This is a genomic window from Actinopolymorpha singaporensis (assembly GCF_900104745.1).
Classification (GTDB): Bacteria; Actinomycetota; Actinomycetes; order Propionibacteriales; family Actinopolymorphaceae; genus Actinopolymorpha; species Actinopolymorpha singaporensis.
This window is the reverse complement of the sequence record NZ_LT629732.1, coordinates 2,533,434-2,553,083: the sequence shown is the minus strand read 5'-3', so window position 1 is coordinate 2,553,083 and position 19,650 is coordinate 2,533,434. Positions and strand designations below refer to the sequence as shown.

Below are 19,650 nucleotides of genomic sequence, written 5' to 3'. Positions count from 1 at the left end.
GTCGGCCGCCGATCGTACCGACCGTCTTCGTACTTGATGTGGAGGACGTCGTAGGCGCCAGACCTCGTAAGGTCCAATGCTTCCATGTACAGCTCCTTGAGCGTGGGGGCGCCCTCTGGCCAGGAACTCCCTCTGGCCGGCGCGTTCAGGGGCTTCGTGTCGGTGGCCTCGTCGTCGCGGACGGTGATCAACCTCCTGCCGCTCGACTTCCCGCCGCACTTGCCCTGGAAGTACTTGAGCGTGAACGAATAGTCGGATGGAGCGCAAGGTCCGTGAATGCCTCACGCGTGCCTCATTCCGTTGATGCGTCCCCGGGCGGGCCACCCGTCAGTGGGCGTCGCCACCACCGCCGGCGTACCGGAAGATGATCTCGGCCACCTCGGGCGGTGGGGCGCCCTGCGACCACACCAGCCGGATGGCATCGGTCTCCAGCCCGCCTGCGGACAGTTCGGTGAAGTCGGGAGCCAGGGTGCCCAGCGTGCGCCAGCGCCCCGAGCCGTCGCGCACCTGAACTGTCGCCCGGGCATCCGCCGACGACAGTACGACGACATCGGCCAGCGGCCTGCTCTGCGACGCCGTCACCAGGAGCGCGTCACCTTCTGCCGGGCTCCTCGCCGCGCGGTACCACGCGTCGACGTCGCTGTCGGCCGCGGCGCGAAGCGACGATCCTTCGGCAGCGGGCGGCCCTCCCGACACCGAGTACGTCACGTCCTGGGAGTCGCGTACCTCGACGGAGAACTCCCGCACCACCAGCCAGTAGCCGTCGTTGCCGCCGGTGGCCCGGTAGCGGACGTACCTCGCACTCGTACCCGCCGGCGCGGTTGCCCGTACCTCCGCAGTGGTCCCGGTGGTGAGCGTCGTCCACGAGCGACCGTCGGCGGAGTACTCGAGCAGGCCGGTGTGGATGTAGTCGTTCGGGCTGCTCGACTTCGACATCAGTACGGCGACGTCGCCGATCTCGTGCACGGCGCGCAGGTCGACGCCTACCAGATCCCCGGGCGACGGCGGCCCGTCGGTCCAGTAGAAGGTGCCCGGGTCGCCGTCGACCATGCGTTCCGGCGCGTTGTCGGCGTAGGTCCCGAGCGTCGTCGTCGGCACGGGCCTGGTCTTCGTCAGCCCGAGCCAGTGGTCGCCCGCCTCCTCGGCATCGGCGATGAACTTGTCCAGCACTCCGTCGGCGATCCGCGGGTAGGTGCTGTTGTGCGGAGCCCTGGAGTCCCGGATGGCCTTCGCCCGTGCGATCAGCGGTGCGATCTGCTGGCGGTCCCGCCACGCCCGCGCTCCGTCACCGGCCTCCTGGGCGTCGAGCATGTCCAACGCCGTGAGGCCGGCCTTCGCCCACAGTTCGGTCGCGTCCAGCCAGGCAGCCGCCTCGGGCACGAACCGCGGGTCCGTCACTCCGGCACGGATCACGCTCGGCGCCGCGCCCAGAGATCGGACGTAGGCCCGCAGCGTTGCGATCGCCGCAGCGCGGTCACCGGTCTGCCAAGCAGACCAGAAGGTGTCGATCCGCTGACGCAACTCGGGAGCCTGGGTCTTGTGCAGCGTTCCGTCGTAGGTCGACACGTCCGCGAACACGCGCAGCGCGGCAGCCGTGGCGGCGTCCCCGCCGGCAAGCTCGTTCAGCGCCGCCTCCCAGGCCGTGCGGTCGTCGAACGTCGCGTCGTGCCAGGAGAAGTCGGCGAAGGAGAACAACGCCGGCTTGCTGGTCGCGGCCTGGTTCGACGGGTTGGAGATCACGCCGACGACGTGCTCGGACAGCCCGCGCTCACGCCCGGTGTAGGGGCCGAGGGGCAGCCGGCCGGCAATGTAGTCGTTGACGGGGTAGTTGTCCCAGACCAGGACCTGGTGGCCGAACACCTTCCTGGCCGCGGCAGCCTGGGCGTTGGTGATCGTGGTCGGCACCACGCCCACACCGGTCCAGTGCACGACGACATGGGGGTCGAGGTTCTCCCGAACTGCCTTCTTGTACGGCGACTCGGTGGTGTTGTAGTACTCCGTCGGCACCATCTGCAGCGGTGCCACGTCTCCCTTGCTGTCAACCCATGCTTGCACCCGGTTCAGGAGGTAGGCCTGGGCCTTGCCCGCACCCGCCGCGCCGGTCCCGAACTTCGCCGGATCCTCGTCGCAGTGCCAGGTGTTGTAGTCGATGTCGTCCAGCGGAACGTTGAACGACCGGCCGCCGAGAGCGTAGATCGCGTCGAACTTCGCCAGCAGGGCGTCGAGGTCGGCCTTGGAGGAGTAGCAGATCGACAGCCCCGGCGACAGCGCGAACGTGAAGTCGACGTGGTTTCGACGCGCTCGGTCGACCAGCGTGCCGAGTTCGGCCAGCTTGTCCGCCGGATAGGGGTCCCGCCAGCGTTCGCGGTGGAACGGGTCGTCCTTCGGCGCGTACTCGTAGGTGTTCATCTTGTGCGCACCGAGGTAGTCCACGTGGTCGAGCCGGTCCGCCTGGGTGTACGGCGTTCCGTAGAAGCCCTCGATCGAGCCGCGGTACCGCATGCTCGGCCAGTCCCGGATCGCGACGCCGGGCAGTTGCTCCAGGCCCGCGTGCGGCCTCACCAGCTGCCGGAGCGTCTGCGCGGCATAGTAGGTACCGTCGACGTCGACGCCCCCCAGCACCACGTGCTTGCGGTCGTCGGGAGTACGACCTGTGGCGAGCACGTAACCCTCTGCCGGTAGCCCCGACGGACCGTCGACGCCCAGCTTCGCGAGGACTTCCGCTCCTCCGCCGAGCCACACCGTCACCGGCGTGTGCGGATCCCGCCCGTCTGTGGCAACGATGTCTTTGACGCCCGCCCGGGTGAGCGTACCCCTGACCACCTTCTCCGCCGCGGCATCCGTCGTCCGTCCTCGGACCAGACCCACGACCGGAGTGATCGGGAAACCATCGTCGCGGGACGTCTCCCGCTGAGGGGTCGGCCACACCCTCGGGACGTCGGGAGTGGCGACGGATCCGGCCGGCGGGCGGGCCACCGAGGCGCTCTTGGGCACGGCCGAAGCCGACGGGACCGCTCCGGACATGGGCACGAGCACCGCCACCGCCAGCATGGTCAGGGCTGCTCTGAGTCGGGCGGCCACCGTGCCTCCTCACCTGTCACGTCATCGCGATGCGACGTGACTCTGGATGAACGTACGCGAACGCAAAGAGATGGTGCCGGTCCGGGCATCCTCCGGGCAGGGGTACGGCGTCGTCAAGGTCAGCCGTGATCCACGGCCGACGACGTCCGACCACGGCCGTGGTCGGACGGGACCGGTCCCGTTACCGTTCCCCTCCCCCACGGCGGTGTCATGAAGGCGATCATGTTCGGCGGCGCTCTCTCCCTCGTCCTGTCCCTGGCGTCGACTCCCGCCGTGGCCAGATTCTTCCTGCGGAGGAGACTCGGACAGCCGATCCACGACGAGATGCCGATGGAGCACCAGGTCAAGCAGGGCGTCCCGACGATGGGTGGCACCGTCGTCATCGCCGCCGCCACCGTCGGCTACCTGGTCGCACACCTCGTCGGCGGTGTGGGCCCGTCGGCGTCAGGCATGCTCGTCCTGTTCCTGCTGGTCGGTCTCGGCGTGGTCGGTTTTCTCGACGACTACCTGAAGATCACCCGGGAACGGAACCTCGGTCTGCGTGGCCGCACGAAGCTGGTCGGCCAGACGCTCGTCGCCGTCGTGTTCGCCGTCGTCGCGATCCGGTTACCCGACGCGGACGGACTCACGCCCGCGTCGACGTTGGTGTCGTTCATGCGTGATCTGCCCGGTCTCCGGTTGGGGGCCGTGTTCTTCGTGCTCTGGGCACTGTTCATGGTGTCGGCCACCTCCAACGGCGTGAACCTCGTGGACGGTCTGGACGGGCTCGCCGCCGGCACCTGCGTCCTCGTCTTCGCGGGCTACACGATCATCTGCGTCTGGCAGTTCAACCAGTCCTGCGCCGCGGCCGACGTGCCCGGCTGCTACCAGGCACGCGACCCGTACGACCTCGCCGTACTCGCGTTCTCGCTGGCAGCCGCCTGCGGCGGGTTCTTGTGGTGGAACGCCAATCCGGCACGCATCATCATGGGTGACACCGGCGCACTGGGGCTCGGTGGCGCCGTCGCGGGGCTCGCGATCACGACCCGGACCGAGCTGCTCCTCGTCGTCATCGGCGGGTTGTACGTCGCGGCGAACGGGTCGGTGATCCTGCAGCGCGGCTACTTCAAACTGACCAGGCGACTCACCGGCACCCCGCGCCGGATCTTCCTGAGCTCGCCCATCCAGCACCACTTCACTCTCAAGGGCTGGCCGGAGATCACCATCGTGATCCGCTTCTGGATCGTCTGCGGCATCCTCGTCGCCTCGGGACTCGGCATGTTCTACGCAGAGTGGCTCACCTACTCCTGAGCCGCTTCGGCATGGTCTAGCCTGACCGAATGCCCACGCGATCGGTTGTGGTGGTGGGATACGAACGCGCCGAGCTTGTCGACATCGCGTGCGTCACGTCCGCCTTGATGCTGGCCACCCGGCTCGGCGCGCGACCGGCGTACCAGGTAGGGCTGGCGACCGTGGGCGGGCGCGACATCGTGTGCGAGTCGGGTCTGGTCCTGCGCGCGCAGTTGGATCTCTGCGACCTCCAGGACGCTGTGGACACGTTGATCGTGTCCGGTGGGGACGGCCATCTCTCCGCAGCTGCCGACCCGCGCCTCGTCCGGGGAGTGCGGCGGCTGGCCTCGCGCGCTCGGCGGGTCGCCTCGGTGTGTACCGGCACGGCCATCCTCGCCGAGGCGGGACTGCTGGACGGGCGGCGCGCCACGACGCACTGGTTCTACGCCGACGACCTGATCGCGCGCTACCCGAGGGTCTCGATCGACCCGGCGCCGATCTTCGTCCGGGATGGCAACGTCGCGACCTCCGGCGGCGTCACCGCCTCGCTCGACCTCACCCTCGCCTTCGTCGAGGAGGATCACGGCCCCGAGTTGGCTCGATGGGTGGCCATGGGGATGGTCGCCTACCTCAAGCGCCCCGGCAACCAGGCGCAGATGAGCGTGTTCACCCGCACCCCCCGGCCCGCGGACGCCACGGTGCGCCGGGTGATGGACCATGCCGCGACCCATCCCGACGGAGATCTCCGGACGGAGACCCTGGCGGCGCTGGTCGGGGTGAGTCCGCGCCAGCTCCACCGGCTCTTCCGCGCCGAGCTCGGTGACACCCCGGCCAATGTCGTACGGCGCACCCGGCTCGAAATGGCGGCTCGGCTCGCCGCGACCACCGATCTGCCCCTGTCCCAGGTCGCTCGCCGAACGGGCTTCGGATCGGCTGAGAGTCTGCGGCAGGCCTTCGTGTCGAAGTTCGGAACCAGCCCGCGGGCTTTTCGCCACTCTCAGGCACATGCCCGGCCCTGAGCGATGACGGGCCACTACTCGAGCCACTCGGTGACGAAGCGCGGGTTGGCGTGGATGTGGACGGCCTCGTAGCCGCTCTCGCCGGTGGAGAACTTGTGCGGTGTGCTCGCCGGCACGACCAGCACCTGTCCGGCGTGGGCCTCGATCTGGTCCTCGCCCACGGTGAAGGTGGCGGATCCCCTGCGGATGATGAAGGTCTCGGCGTAGGGGTGCTGATGAAGACGCGGACCGACCCCGGCCTTGGTGGTGGACTCCAGAATGATCGAGACGTTCGCCGCCCCGGGCAACTCCTCGTAGTTCTCGGTCCAGTCCTCGCCGTCGTCGCGGCCGTCCGGTCGATCGAGTACGAAGGGTTTCATGGTCGGCTTTCCTCCTACGGTGTGGTCGGACAGGACTCGCTCCTGCCGGCTGTGTCCGGCCACCCGCGTCCTGGCTCAGGCGGCGAACCGGTAGTGGCCGCGATCCCAGGCGAGCAGGGCGAACGTCTGGATCACGGCCGCCTGTTCGAGCGTCTCCGGGCGGTACGACGGGTCGTAGGGCCCGCCGCCCGACGGCGGGAAGCGGAACAGTCCGAGGGCGGCGTCGCGGTTGTGCCCCCAGACGTGTTCGGCGTACGCCTCGACGACCGCGCGGTAACGAGAGTCGTGCCGGACCGAGTCGAGCAGCATGAGGTTCTTGAAGAAGATGGCGTTGAACACGGCCGGCTGGTCGTAGTACCGGTTTCCGTCGGTCCAGTAGTCCAGCGCGGCGGCCGCGTCGGTGCGCGCCTGGGCGAGATAGCGGGGATCACCGGTGGCACGGTGGAGCAGCGCACCCGCACCGATCATCGCCCCGGAGTTGTAGATCCACAGCGTGGGGTTGACCGTGCCGTCGAGGCTGATGTCGTTCTGGTACAGGCCTTCCGACGATCGCAGGCAGGTACGGTTCCAGTCGTAGAGACGCTCGGCCCAGTCCAGGTAGGACTTGTCGCGAGTCAGTTCGTACAGATGCGCGGCGAGCTCGGCGGTGAGTCCGGTGACGTTCGCCGCCCGGATCGACGTCCACGTCGCGTCCACCCAGAACATCCCACCAGGACAGGCGTGTGAGGTGTCGGTGTCCCATCCCCCGACGAGAACGTCGAAGATCTGCTCGGCACGACGCCGATCCGCCAGCCGGTTTTCGAGAAGGTAGCGCCGGACGAACTCCAGGCCGACGATCGAGTTGTCGTCGTAGAACAGGTCACCGCCGCCTCCCAGCGGAGGGACGACGTACGACGCGTAACCGGGCGGGTCGTGGTCGGGATTCAGGTACGCGCTCAGGCCGGCGAAACGATCGCGGACGTCGGACCTGAATCGACTGCCCGTGCCCGGCACGATCGACAGATCGATGGTCGCCGCCGTCGCCTCCCGCATCGGCCACAGATAGGAGTACGCGTTGTCGGCCGGGTCGTGCGGATACTTCTCCAGGTACAGGTGGTGCTGGTCGGCGCCGAGATAGAGATGGCGCTGGAGAGCGGCGTAGGAGGTGAACGCACGCTCGGCCCACGTCGTCCGGTCGGTGCTTCCGGACGCGGACGCACGCACCGCCGACGGGGCGGCCGAACCAGGCGGGCACAGCGCACCGACCATCAGCAGGCCGGCGAGAACAACCACACCGGCACGGCAGAACGCCTTCTTGACGTGGCAGACCATTGGTCGCGGGCCTTTCCGCCGGGGACTGCGGGAGTGAGCGAACATCTCAGCCTGCAACCTCCGTCGGTACGGGAGGTGCAGGCTCGGCTCAGCTTGCAGTCTCCGGCCGGCGGCGTCGACCCACGTGGCCGTACTCGGCCCAGCCGATACCGACGCCCAATCCCCCAGCCCGGTTGGGAAGCCGTGCGGGGATCGGTGTGACCGGTAAGCCTTTCTGTGTTTGGCCAAAGTTAGCCTCGCCGACCTATTGCCGACGCTCAAGATCGTTAACATCCTTCTGCTAGCTAACTCTTGAGGGTGGAAACCGACATGGACAGCACCCCCGCAGTCAAGGCTCGCGGAATCACGAAGTCCTTCGAAGACGTGGTCGCACTCGACGGCGTCGACCTCGACGTCCCGATCGGCCAGGTCCACGGTCTGGTCGGTCCGAACGGCGCCGGAAAGACGACTCTGCTCGGGCTGCTGTTGGGCTTGGCGGTTGCCGACGGCGGCCGCCTGGAGATCCTGGGTACGCCGGTCGGTCGCACCCTCGCCGTGCCGGAAGGCGTCGCGGGCTTCGTCGACGGACCGGGGCTCTATCCCTCCCTCACCGCGCGGCAGAACCTGTCCGCGTTGGCCTCGCTTCGCGGGTACGACACCAAGGACCCCGCGGGGGTCGACGACGCGCTGGAACAGGTGGGGCTCACCGATGTCGCCGACGACCGGGTCGGCGGCTTCTCGCTGGGGATGCGCCAGCGGCTCGGCCTGGCTGCTGCGTTGCTGACCTCACCACGGCTGCTGGTACTCGACGAACCGGCCAACGGCCTGGACCCCGCGGGCAAACGTCAGGTGCACCGCGTCATCAACGCACTCGCTGCGAACGGCACCGCGGTCGTCATCTCCAGTCACCGGATGGACGACCTCGCGGTTCTGTGCTCGGAGGTCACCATCCTCTCCACCGGCCGGGTGGTCTTCTCCGGTCCGGTGAGCAAGCTGGCAGCCGAGGGCGGCGCCCTCGACTACCGCCTGGTGACCTCGGACTCTCGGGCCGCCCGGCGGGTCGCACTGCACACGCCGGGACTCGGTGTACCGCCCGCCAACGACGTCGCCGGACGACCGGACACCACCGACGTGCTCGTGGTTCGCGGGCCGGTGCCCGTCCTCGACGATCTGGTCGTACGGCTGGTGGGGGCCGGTATCGCGGTACGTGAGCTGGGACCGGTGGTCCCGCCGCTGGAGGCGGCCTTCCTCGCCCTCACCGGAGATGGCGGGGCATCCGAGTCGGAGCCGACCGAGGAGACTCTGCGATGACCGCGACCACGACGTTTGCCACACCGTCGCGGACCGAGGCCCGACCGGCTCCGCTTGCACGTGGCTACCGCTTCGAGCTGGTGAAACTGCTGTCCCAGTGGCGAATCCGGGTGTTGCTGCTCGCATGCTGGATCGCTCCTGCCGTCTTCGTGGCGGTGGTGAGCCGGCAGAGTGCACTGCCGGCCGACACGGTCTTCGGGCGCTGGATGCACGCCACCGGCTGGGCGGGTTCGCTGGTGGTGCTCGCCTTCTCCTGCACGTGGGCGCTTCCGTTGCTGACCGCGCTGGTCGCCGGTGACGTCTTCGCCGCGGAGGACCGGCTGGGCACCTGGCGGCACCTCCTGGTCGCGGTCCGCTCGCCGAGCCGGATCTTCGCCGCGAAAGCGCTTGCCAGCCTCACGGTTCTGCTGCTGCTGGCCGCCGGGCTCGCCGCGTCCGGAATATCGGGTGGACTGCTGGCAGTCGGCAACCATCCCCTCGTCGGCCTCGACGGCCACAGTCTGAGCCCGGCATCCGCGGCCGGCACGGTGCTGCTGGCCTGGGCCTGCGTCCTGGCGCCGATGCTGGCGTTCGCCGGGGTCGGGCTGCTCGGCTCGGTCGCGCTGGGACGCTCCCCAATGGGACTGCTGATGCCCGCGCTGCTCGCGTTCGTGCTCCAGCTCGCCCAGATGCTGCCGCTGCCGGTGAGCGTTCGGCTGGCCCTTCCCAGCCAGGCGTTCCTCGCCTGGCGAGGGCTGTTCACCGGTCCGGCACAGACCGGCCCGCTGCTCATCGGGCTCGTCGTCAGCCTGGCGTGGGCTGTCGCTGCCACCGCTCTGGCGTACCGGCTGTTCCTGCGCCGCGACTTCACCGACCTGGCGTACGACGGATCGGGGCGAAGGATCCTCGTGGCCGGCGTCGTGCCGTTGGCCGGACTGGTCGCACTGACCGTCGGGGTCCTCGCGGCGACGACACCCGCGGCCGGGACGGGAATCGTGCGCACCAAGCTGCAGGACTCCCTCGCCACGGCGTACGCCCATCTCTACCGACTGCAGACCGCGGAACTTCACCGGCCCGACGTCACCGAAGCGCAGCTGCGGGCCACCGCGTCCTGCGACAAGGGCGGCGACCGCGTCGCCGACGAGGGTCCCGGCAACGACTGGCGGTGCGTCGTCACCTGGCACCTGCCGGGTGCCACGGCGGTGGGCACCGCCATCTACCAGCTCGACGTGACCGCCGACGGGCGGTACGTCGCGGACGGGGACGGACCCAAGGAGGTCAACGGCTACTTCCAGGTTCGCACCCCGACCGGGGATGCACCGAATCCCCTATGGCAGCTCGACGGGAACGTCGACCTGCTTGCCAACTCTCCGGAGGGATAATTCCATGCAGGTAAGGCGTCAACGCCGGAACGGCAAGGGGGTCCGTTCCGGACCCTCGAGCCGACGCGCCGGCAACCGGATCCGCGTCATCGCGGCCGGCGCCGCCACCCTCGCGATCGCCAGCGGGGGGATGGCCTACGCCTCGACCGAGGCTTTCGGCACCCTTCAGGTCGGCCAGACCACCGACAAGGGCATGGTGGTCTCAGCCGACCAGTTCATCAAGCCGATCGGCACGCGTCTTGTCATCAACTACGGCAAGATCATGTCGTCCACGGTCAGCCCGGACGGTACCCACCTGGCCGCCTCGCTCGCCGATGGTGGGATGGCACTGGGCATCATCGACCTGAAGACGTCGACCATCCAGCAGCTCGTCGGCAAGAACGCGAAGGCGGACCTTCAGATCAGCGGCAACGACGTCGGCCAGGAAGGCCCGACGTACTCCCCCGACGGTTCGCAGCTGTGGTTGGGGCAGGCCGATGGCTACCGCAAGTTCACTGTGAACGCCGACGGCACGCTTGCCAACCCGACGTTCGTCTCGATCCCGGCGGACGGCCCCAAGCGCGCGCTGGCGAGCGGTGCGGTGTTCTCGGCCGACGGCAAGACCGTCTACGCAGCCGTCAACGGCCAGAACCGCGTCGTGGCCATCGACGCCGCGTCCGGGGCCATCCAGCAGAGCTGGGCGGTCGGTATCGCCCCGCGAGACCTGGAGATGGTCGGGAACAAGCTCTACGTGAGCAACGAGGGTGGCCGCCCGGCCAAGCCGGGTGAGACCACGATCAACTCCTACAACACCGACGTGCCCGCCGACCCGGACACCGGTTCCGCCACCACCGGCACGGTGAGCGTCATCAACCTGGCCGACACGAGTGCCGAACCGACAAGCATCGACGTCGGACTGCACCCGACCGCGCTGTACGCCAAGAACGGCGCGTTGTTCGTCACCAACACCGCGACCAACGACGTCTCGGTCATCGACACCACCAGCGACAAGGTCGTGCAGACGATCGCGACCCAGCCCTGGCCCGAATCCGAGGTGGGCTATGAGCCGGACGCGGTGACCCTCACCGACGACGGCCACCTGCTGGTGACCCTGGGCCGCGCCAACGCCGTCGCGGTCTACCGCTACACCACGGCGCTGGCGCCGGTCAGCTACGTCGGCCTGCTGCCGACGGACTACTTCCCCTCCGAGATCACCACTGTCGGCAATGACGTACTGGTCTCCAACACCCGTGGTATCGACGCGCGCCGGCCGAACAACCCGGCTGGGTACGGTACCCACGACACGACGTCGAGCCTGCAGAAGTTCACACTGCCGAGCGACACGGTCATCAAGGCCCAGACGCAGAAGGTCTTCACGCAGAACGGCTGGACTCCCAATTCGGTGCTGAAGAGCACGAGCCCGAATGTGCGACCGGTGGCCGTGCCGAAGAGGCTCGGCGATCCCTCGACGATCAAGTACGTGTTCCTGATCGTCAAGGAGAACCGGACCTACGACCAGGTGTTCGGCGACGACGCGCGCGGCAACGGCGACGCGTCGCTGGCGCAGTACGGCCTGAACGTGACGCCGAACCAGCACGCGATGGCCAGGCAGTTCGGCCTGTACGACAACGCCTACGACGTCGGCACGAACTCCGCCGAGGGCCACAACTGGCTCATGCAGGCCGACAACCCGGAGTACTCCGAGTCCATGGCCGGTGAGTACATCCGCACCTACGACACCGAGAACGACGTCCTCGGCCACCAGCGGACCGGCTTCATCTGGTCCGGCGCACAGGCGGCCGGGCATTCGGTCAAGAACTACGGCGAGTTCCAGTCGTTCGAGCAGAAGCCTGCCGGGGCGAACTGGCAGACCTACTACTGCGACTACAAGAACATGGTCGAGACCGGACAGGACACGCAGTACCCCATCCAGGTGGGTTCGGCGATCCCGTCGCTCAACAAGGTTTCGGTCCAGGGCTTCCCGATGTTCGATCTCAACGTTCCCGACATCTACAAGACGGAGATCTGGAGGCGTGAGTTCCAGAAGAACGGCCCGGCCAACCTGAACATGTTCTGGCTGTCCAACGACCACACCGGTGGCCCGGTGAACGCAGCCGCCGGGGTCGCCGACAACGACCTCGCGACCGGCCGGATCGTCGACGAGATCTCGCACAGCAAGTACTGGAAGGAGTCCGCGATCTTCGTGCTCGAGGACGACTCCCAGAACGGCATCGACCACGTTGACGGGCACCGTGCCCCGATCCAGGTCATCAGCCCCTGGGCACAACACGGCACCGTGGACAGCCGCTACTACACCCAGATCATGGCGATCAGGACCATCGAGCAGATCCTCGGGATCCACCCGATGAACCAGAAGGACAGCGCGGCCACTCCGATGGCGGCTGCGTTCAGCGACACGCCCGACAACACGCCGTTCAACGCCGTGCCGAACCGGACGTCGCTGACTCTGGGTCTGAAGACCATGCCGGCATGCGGCGAGGACGTTCCGGTGACGGCGAACCGGAACTTCACGCCGCCGCCGTCGGGCAAGGTGCCCGCGGACCAGAAGGACACCGCGTCGAAGTGGCAGGCGTGGAAGGGCAAGCAGCACTTCACCGGTCCGCTTGCCAAGGCCGACACGGCTCCGCCGGAGCAGATGAACCGCTTCTCGTGGTACGAGGCACACGACTGGGCCGAGCCCTACCCGGGTGACAAGAAGATCCTCACCCCGGACCAGGTGCCTGGCGCAGCCATCCGGTCGGCGGACAACGACTGATCCACTCGCCCACCGCACGCCTCGCCCAAGGACGGCCCGCCGGGATCCCGGCGGGCCGTCCGTCGTCTCGCAGGCGGTCCGACCGACGCGACGATATTCGGTTCCACTTCATCGGTCGACGTCCCAGGATAGGTCGGTGAACGTCGACCGCGTACGCGTCGAAGGGTGACACGCATGGGGACCATCCACACAGGTGTCGTCACGATGCCGCTGACGGTACGGGACATGACCGAGGCCGACCTTCCGGAGCTCGCCTGCTTCTACTCGCGGTTCTACCTGGAGAAGATGCCTGCGGAACTCGAGCGGGCGCGCACGGGCGTCGTCGACCATCTGGTGGTGTGCACGCCGGCCGGAGTACCGGTTGGGAAGGGCGCGATCAACTGGGACGAGATTCCCGGGGCCGGGGTGATCTCCACCTTGTCCGTACGTGTCGAGCTGCGTTCGGTCGGGATCGGGACGGTGCTGATCCGGGCGGCCGAGGAGCGGATCCGGGCACGCGGCCTGTCCCGGGCCGAGATCGGCGCGGAGGAGAACAACCCGAGGGCTCGCGCGCTGTACGAACGGCTGGGCTACGTGGCGTACGGCTGCGAACCCGCGTCCTGGGACCAGGAGGACTCCGACGGCACCGTCCGGAAGTACGAAACCACCTGCACCCTCCTCCGCAAGGACCTCTGACCCGAGGGAGCCTTACCTACCCGAGACCTCGCCCGTCCGCTCTGCCCGTCGTGAAGTGTGGAGACCTATGGGGGCTGTAACCCCCGTAGGTCTCCACACTTCGCTGCGAGTCCACGATTCGCCAGGCCGGCCAACAGTGGCATGCTGCGGTCATGGGTGACAACGATCGGCTGACGGCGAGGCAGTTCCAGCAAGCTGGTGGGCTCGAGGACTGGCGGGTGCTCAGGTTCGGCGCGAGCGCGTGGTTCGGGACTCGGTCGCACACCGAAGGCGCCGCACTGGTCCGGCGGATCGCCGAACTGCCCGTCGACGGCGGCAGCGCACCTGAAATCGACCTCCGAGCGCATGGAGTGCACGTGAGGTTGTGCACAGATGGCTACCCCGGGTTCACCCGCGCCGACCTGGCAGCGGCGCGCGCGATCTCCGTGGCCGCACGCGACCTCGGCCTGGCCGCCGACCCGTCCGTGCCCCAGGTGATGCAACTCGCCATTGACACTCTCGACAGAGCCTCGGCGATGGCGTTCTGGCGTTCCGTCATGAGATACGAACAGCTTGGGGACGACGTCCTCATGGACCCGATGCGCCGGGACCCGCGGTTCTGGTTTCAGCAGCAGGACCTGCCGCGGCCACTGCGCAACCGAATCCACGTCGACGTCGCCCACCCGCACCGGTTGGCCCTGCGGGCGGTGGAGATGGCCAGGGCAGCAGGTGGCCGCACCGCGTACGCCGGTGAGTACTACGGCACGCTCGCCGACACCGACGGCAACGAAGTGGACGTCATCCCGCTGGTGCCCGAGGACACCCTCGGCGACGACCCGGACACCGCCGACTGGCGCGTGCTGTTCGGCGGGATGACGTTCTACCCGGTCGACTCGCGCGCAGGAGCGGCCGACCTCGCAGTTGCCGTGGCCGCGCTTGCCGACGACGCGGGACTGCCACTCCTGGTGGACCTGCGCGCGGACGGCGTAACGATCGACACCGGCAAGGACCAGTGGGAGGAGGAGAGGTTCCCAGTCCTGGCCCGCCGGGTCCAGTCGGCCGCACGCAACCAGGGCTTGACGGCGGACACCGACCGCCTGCGCTTCGTGCAGTTCGGCATCGACGCCGTCGACATCCCCGCCGTCCGTGACTTCTGGAAGGCCGTCCTCGGATACGAGTACGACCCGAGGCCAGGGGTCACCGACATCTACGACCCACACCGGCTCAACCCGCCGATCTTCTTCCAGCAGATGCCGGCGACGGAGGAGGCCCGCCGCAGGCAACGCAACCGCCTGCACATCGACGTGTACGTTCCCGACGACCAGGCACAAGCCCGCATCGACGCGGCCGTCGCGGCCGGCGGCCGCATCGTGTACGACGACGAGGCACCTGAGTGGTGGACGCTCGCGGACGCCGAGGGCAACGAGGTGGACATCGCCGTCATGGTTGGCCGGGAGGAGCTCTGGGTCGCCGCTCGTTCGAACGCCGACTGATCCGTCTGGACACTTCCTGGACACCGCGACCCGGCAACCAGGAGGATGCGTGGCGTGGACGTCATCGACGAGTTCGTACGTGACGATGCGGCGGCGAAGGAGTTGGTCGAGCTAGTCGAAGCGCTCGGCGAACCGCGGTTCGACGTCGTACTGCCCGCGGCCGACGACCTGCCGCCGCTGTTGCTGGAGCTGGCGGTGCCGCACGAGGACATCGACGAGCTCACCGCACTGCTGCCGAGCCGGGATCGGGACCCGCGCGTGTGGCGGTTTCTGGAGTCCTGCACTCAACTGGTCGTCAGCCGGATGGGCGCTGTCACGCCGGAAGTACCGCTCCCAGAGCTCGCGCCGGCCATGGGCGCCCTGCAGCGGTACTTCTACGTCTACGTCTACCTCGCCGCGCTGCCGCACGTCAGGGCGTTTCACCGGGAGCGCGAGATCCCCGACGACATCTCCCGCCCGACCCTCGCCGACCTCGGCCGGGTCCTGGCCGACCACCGCTTCTGGTACGGCACGGGTGGGCTCGACACGGTGCTGGCGTCCTGGCTCAGGCTGCACTTCCGAGGCGAGATCTACCAGCTAGGACGCCTGCAGTTCCAGCGGGCGAAGCTCGGAAACCGGACCGGCAAGGCCGTCACCGCCGCCGGCCAGCCATATGGACCTGGCGATCCCGCCCTCGCGGTCCACGTCCCGGCGACCTATGGGCCGATGACTCCGGCCGCGTGTGAGAGATCGTTCGCGATGGCGAGAGAGTTCTTCGCACGGCACTTCCCGGAAGAGGAGTACCACGTCGCGGTGTGCCACTCCTGGCTGCTGGACGACCAGCTGGCGGACTATCTACCGGTGGAGAGCAACATCCTGCAGTTCCAGCGGCGCTTCCGGCCGGCGTACGAACCTGCCCCGGACGACGCGGTGATTCTCCGGTTCGTCTTCGGCAAGGTGGGGACCGACCCTGCCGAACTCCCTCGTCGTTCGACCCTGCAACGCGCGATTGTCGACCATCTCAAGGCCGGCCATCACTGGCACGGTGGCGCAGGCTGGTGCCTGCTGGACCCGACTGAAGCCCTGAAGCTTCTGTGAGCCCGGCGGGCCGGCGACGAAGGCTGAGGAACGGCGATGGGACATCTTCTTCGAGACAGCGACGCGATGACGATCACGATCGGTGCACCCGAGCTGATCAACGGCAGGGAGGGGCGCCGAGTACTCGCCGAGTTCTACGGAGAACTGCTCGGCATGCGGCAGTTCGAGCCGTACGGCTGGCTCAAACTCGCCAGGAGACCACCGGACGAGGACTGCGTTGCAGGGCGTACAACCGACGGCGGCAGCCGGCTGCAGTTGGCGCTGGACGGCGACGGCTGGTCGGATCAGCGGCCGCCTCGCTGGCCCGATCCGGAGTATCCGCAGCAGCTGCACCTGGACATCGTGGTCCCCGACGCGGAGGCCGCCGACAAGCTGGTTCTCGGTCTGGGTGCCACGCTGCTGAAGCACCAGGCCACTTTCCGCACCTACGCCGATCCCGCGGGGCACCCGTTCTGCCTCCATCCGGACCAGACCCTCACCGGCGAAGGAGTGAGGGTCCAGCGGCTGGTGTTCGACTGCCTCAGTCCTCGCGTGCTGGCGAGCTTCTACCAGGGCTTCCTCGGCATCGAGAGCCGGCTCGAGGACTCGCCGGAGTGGGTGGTCCTCGACCTCGACGACGACGATCTGCCCAACCTGGCCTTCCAGCACGCGCGGTTTCCAGCGGCCCGTTGGCCCGACCCCGCGTACCCCGCGCAACTGCACGTGGACTACCGCTTCCCCGACGGCGCTCCGGCCGCCATGGAACGAGCCGAACGACACGGTGCCATCCGCTTCCCGGTCCCGGGCAACATCTACTCCGATCCCGCGGGTCACCCGTTCTGCCTCTGACCCGCCAAGGCCCGTACTGTCCTCGCCGCCGTACTTCTCACCGCCTCGTCACATGCCGTGGTCGCGGAGCGGTCCGACAACCCAGCCTTGCCTGCGGCAGTGGCCCACGACGGTGCCAACCGCGTCCAACGTCGATCGCCACGAGCCGGGAACCGCAGCGACGTCGGAGTCGTGCAGGAGGACGGTGCCGCCGCCGTCCAGACTGCCGAGGACACGACGAGCCACCGAGTCACCGTCGGCACCGGCAGCCCAGTCGCGCCCGTCAGACGTCCAGAGGACGGTCCGGAGCCCGAGCCGTCTGGCCGCGGCGGCGCGAGACGTGGTGAGGACGCCGTACGGCGGGCGGTACCAAGCGGGCCTCGCACCCGTTCCGTCGACGATGGTTTCGTACGCCCGCACCAGATCGGTCCTCGCGCGCCACGGTCTGGTCGGTGCGTCGTGCCGCAGACCGTGCACGGCGACCTCGTGGCCACACCTGCCGATCTCGTACGCGATCCGCGGACACCTGAGGACCTGATCGGCGAGGAGAAAGAACGTCGCCCGCACGGAGAGTTCGTCGAGCCGGTCGAGCAGGAGGGGGGTGGCGACCGGGTGCGGACCGTCATCGAAGGTGAGGGCGACGTGGCCCGGGTCACCGCGCCCGGCGAGGGTCGGACACAACCTGCGTACGGCAGTGATCGCGGTCGCGGTCGGAAGAAGATCGGCAACCGCTCCCGCGGCCACGAGGATGGCCCCGGCCGCCGCCGTGGTCGCTGTCAACCTGCGCATTGCGCTGCTCTCCCCACATCCACCTACGTCGCCTACGTCGCCTACGGTGGAGCCGCCGGATCGTCGGGCTCCGCGGAGCCCTCGGGATCCGCAGGATCTGACGGCTCCTCGCCCGGAGCCGGCGAACTCGACCGCTGTACTTCGGCGGAGTCCGGCGGGGTGACGACACCACTCACCAGCGGCGACCGGGAGAGCTCAACGGCCCCGAGGATGATCAAACCCAGGCCGAGGAGGGCGACGGCGAGCCACCACCCGTCCAGCCGCAGGTCCTCCTCGAAGAGCACCACGCCGAGCACGAGGCTCACCAGAGCGTCGCCCACCGTGACCGCGGGCTGCGCCACGACCAACGTCCCTGCCTGATAGGCATTCTGCAGCAGGAAAAGGGCGACCAGCCCGGCCGCACACGTGGCGTACAGCTGCCAACTGGTGAAGAACGCCGCAGCGCCGAAGGGAATCCGCCCGGTCGCGTCCTTCATGAACGCCGCCGTCAACGCGAACATGACAGCGGTGGCCATCCCCAGCGCGGCAGCTCTGGCCATCCCTCTCACCGCCCTGCCGATGCCGATCAGGGCGACCAGTCCCAACGCGATCCCGGGCAACGCGGCCAGCCATCGGCCCACACGTACCTCGGTGGTCCCACCGGACGGGTCGACCGAGACCAGCAACACCACCACCCCGGCCGTGATGCCGACCACCGCCGACATCGCACGCCTGCCCCGGCCGTGATGGAAGACCAGTGCCGCGAGCATCAGCGTGAAGGGCAACTCGACCATCATGATCGGCTGGACAAGTGCGAGCGGGCCGGTGAGCAGCGCCGCTCCCTGGAACACCGCACCCGCGGCGATGCCTGCGATCCCCAGCCACCACAGGGGCCTGTGGGCCAGATCACGAAGCAGGGCGAGCCGGAACGCCTCCCTGCTCGGTGCCGTACGCGCCTCGTACCGTTGCAGAACGGACGCGATGGCGTTGCTCGCCGCCGCGAAGGCCGCGAGGACAGCACTGATCACCATGCGGCCCGCCGGTTCTGAATCGTTGGTCTCCACCCGCGCCCGCGGGTCGCGACTCCTCCGAACCCATGTCCTCCTTGCCGAAACCGCTGTTCTCCCACCAAACGCTGTGACAGCCTGGCACCGCGTCCGTCCGTAAGGGCCTGTTGCCCGCCCGAGGGCACCGCATGACGACCTGCTTCGCCTCCCGCTCCTACCCGCACGCCCCGCCTGTGACACGGCGGCCGCCGGCGCGACCACCGAGGACGGCAAGGCGATGTCAGACCCGGGTGTCCGACCTGTCGCACCTGATGGCCCGCGTCTCCTGATCGTGTCCGCGAGCATGGGTGGCGGCCACGACCAGGTGGCGGCCGAGATTGCCCGGCGCCTACGTGAACGCGGCCACCAGGTGCAACTGCTCGACCTTCTGCGCCTGCTGCCGGTGGGGATCGGCAGCGCCATCCGCTCCGGCTACGCGGTGACCCTGCGACACGCGCCCGGCAGATACCAACGCGTGTACGACAGATTCGCCGATCCCGACGAGGCGCGTCACCTTGTGGAGCCACTGGTCCGCCTGTTGGTGCCGGCCGCACGTGACGCCGTCCGGGCAGCCGACCCGGACGCGGTCGTCACGACCTTCCACCTCGCCGCGACAGTGGTCGGCCGGTTGCGGATGGACGGCATACTGAGGGCGCCCGCACTCGTGGTGCTCACGGAATTCGCACCACACGCGCTGTGGCTCTCACCCGGGAACGACGCGTACCTGTGCCTGTCACCGCAGGGACGCGAGCTCGCCGCCGAGCACGTCGGTGAGCGGGCGTTCTGGCTCGGCCCGCTGGCACCACTGACTCCTGGCTTCCTGAACAAGGCCGCGGCCGGTGGGGGCAGGATCGACGGCGGGGACAGGCCGTTCGTCGTACTGTCCACCGGGGCATGGGGAGTCGCCACCAACCTGGTCCTGACCGTTCGTGCCCTCGCCGAGTCCGGGCGCTACTCCCCGTTGGTGCTGTGCGGCAGAAACCGACGACTGCTGGGCCACCTCGACCGGGCGACGGGCCCCGGGCACGCCCTCGGGTGGCGGGACGACATCGCCGAACTGCTGGCCGGTTCCTACGCGCTGGTGGAGAACTCCGGAGGTCAGACCTGCACGGAGGCGTTCGGGGCGGGTACGCCGGTAGTGGCCCACGTGCCGCTGCCGGGGCACGGCCTCGCTGCTGCCGACCACCTCACCCGGGTGGGTGCGGTCACGCGGACGGACGACCCGCACGACCTGCTGGCGGCTCTGGACTCACTTGGCCCAGGTGCGCCGGCCAGGTCGCATCAGATCGAATGCGCCCGCGCGCTGTTCCGTCCGGACAGCACCGACCTACTCGAGAACCTGGTCAAGACGACGTGATCC

General features: G+C 68.7%; 15 protein-coding genes. 10 read left to right on the top strand and 5 right to left on the bottom strand.

Annotated features, from left to right (window positions below; all coding sequences use genetic code 11):
* Window positions 1–327: 327 nt before the first annotated feature.
* Entirely contained in the window at window positions 328–3,081 is a 2,754-nt protein-coding gene (locus tag BLU27_RS11605) for a glycoside hydrolase family 84 protein (RefSeq protein ID WP_241827920.1), read from the bottom strand.
* Between the two features lie 210 nt (window positions 3,082–3,291).
* Here BLU27_RS11605 and mraY point away from each other — a divergent pair, with 210 nt between their 5' ends.
* A complete protein-coding gene (mraY, locus tag BLU27_RS11600) occupies window positions 3,292–4,371 on the top strand; it encodes a phospho-N-acetylmuramoyl-pentapeptide-transferase (protein ID WP_092653166.1) in 1,080 nt (359 codons plus the stop codon).
* Window positions 4,372–4,400: 29 nt separating this feature from the next.
* Entirely contained in the window at window positions 4,401–5,369 is a 969-nt protein-coding gene (locus BLU27_RS11595) for a GlxA family transcriptional regulator (protein ID WP_092653164.1), read from the top strand.
* 14 nt (window positions 5,370–5,383) lie between these two features.
* On the opposite strand, the gene BLU27_RS11590 is transcribed toward BLU27_RS11595, so the two are convergent.
* Window positions 5,384–5,728, bottom strand: coding sequence for a cupin domain-containing protein (locus BLU27_RS11590; protein WP_092653162.1), 345 nt, complete (start codon window positions 5,726–5,728; stop codon window positions 5,384–5,386).
* Window positions 5,729–5,803: 75 nt separating this feature from the next.
* Complete coding sequence (locus tag BLU27_RS11585; RefSeq protein ID WP_157728452.1) at window positions 5,804–7,039, bottom strand: glycoside hydrolase family 76 protein; 1,236 nt, start codon at window positions 7,037–7,039, stop codon at window positions 5,804–5,806.
* A gap of 309 nt (window positions 7,040–7,348) precedes the next feature.
* Between BLU27_RS11585 and BLU27_RS11580 the strand changes: the two genes are divergently transcribed.
* From BLU27_RS11580 to BLU27_RS11550, 7 genes are all read left to right on the top strand, one after another.
* Window positions 7,349–8,329: an ABC transporter ATP-binding protein gene (locus tag BLU27_RS11580; protein ID WP_092653158.1), complete on the top strand. Its 981-nt coding sequence runs from the start codon at window positions 7,349–7,351 to the stop codon at window positions 8,327–8,329.
* A complete protein-coding gene (locus BLU27_RS11575) occupies window positions 8,326–9,690 on the top strand; it encodes an ABC transporter permease (protein ID WP_092653156.1) in 1,365 nt (454 codons plus the stop codon). The genes BLU27_RS11580 and BLU27_RS11575 overlap by 4 nt, the downstream gene beginning before the upstream one ends.
* A complete protein-coding gene (locus tag BLU27_RS11570) occupies window positions 9,668–12,445 on the top strand; it encodes a bifunctional YncE family protein/alkaline phosphatase family protein (protein ID WP_241827919.1) in 2,778 nt (925 codons plus the stop codon). The genes BLU27_RS11575 and BLU27_RS11570 overlap by 23 nt, the downstream gene beginning before the upstream one ends.
* A 174-nt stretch (window positions 12,446–12,619) precedes the next feature.
* On the top strand, window positions 12,620–13,120 hold the full coding sequence (locus tag BLU27_RS11565) for a GNAT family N-acetyltransferase (RefSeq protein ID WP_092653152.1): 501 nt from the start codon (window positions 12,620–12,622) through the stop codon (window positions 13,118–13,120).
* 152 nt (window positions 13,121–13,272) lie between these two features.
* Window positions 13,273–14,592 carry a VOC family protein gene (locus BLU27_RS11560; protein WP_092653150.1) on the top strand — a complete coding sequence of 440 codons (1,320 nt, stop codon included), beginning with the start codon at window positions 13,273–13,275 and terminating at the stop codon, window positions 14,590–14,592.
* A gap of 54 nt (window positions 14,593–14,646) precedes the next feature.
* Window positions 14,647–15,669 carry an acyltransferase domain-containing protein gene (locus BLU27_RS11555; protein WP_197681791.1) on the top strand — a complete coding sequence of 341 codons (1,023 nt, stop codon included), beginning with the start codon at window positions 14,647–14,649 and terminating at the stop codon, window positions 15,667–15,669.
* Window positions 15,670–15,705: 36 nt separating this feature from the next.
* Window positions 15,706–16,497, top strand: a complete 792-nt coding sequence (locus tag BLU27_RS11550; RefSeq protein ID WP_092653148.1) for a VOC family protein — start codon at window positions 15,706–15,708, stop codon at window positions 16,495–16,497.
* Between the two features lie 48 nt (window positions 16,498–16,545).
* On the opposite strand, the gene BLU27_RS11545 is transcribed toward BLU27_RS11550, so the two are convergent.
* Together BLU27_RS11545 and BLU27_RS11540 are read right to left on the bottom strand one after the other, a co-directional pair.
* Window positions 16,546–17,265: a polysaccharide deacetylase family protein gene (locus tag BLU27_RS11545; protein ID WP_092653146.1), complete on the bottom strand. Its 720-nt coding sequence runs from the start codon at window positions 17,263–17,265 to the stop codon at window positions 16,546–16,548.
* A gap of 41 nt (window positions 17,266–17,306) precedes the next feature.
* A complete protein-coding gene (locus BLU27_RS11540; protein WP_172804936.1) occupies window positions 17,307–18,275 on the bottom strand; it encodes a DMT family transporter in 969 nt (322 codons plus the stop codon).
* A gap of 307 nt (window positions 18,276–18,582) precedes the next feature.
* Between BLU27_RS11540 and BLU27_RS11535 the strand changes: the two genes are divergently transcribed.
* Window positions 18,583–19,647 carry an MGDG synthase family glycosyltransferase gene (locus BLU27_RS11535; RefSeq protein ID WP_172804935.1) on the top strand — a complete coding sequence of 355 codons (1,065 nt, stop codon included), beginning with the start codon at window positions 18,583–18,585 and terminating at the stop codon, window positions 19,645–19,647.
* The last annotated feature ends 3 nt before the right edge of the window (window positions 19,648–19,650 follow it).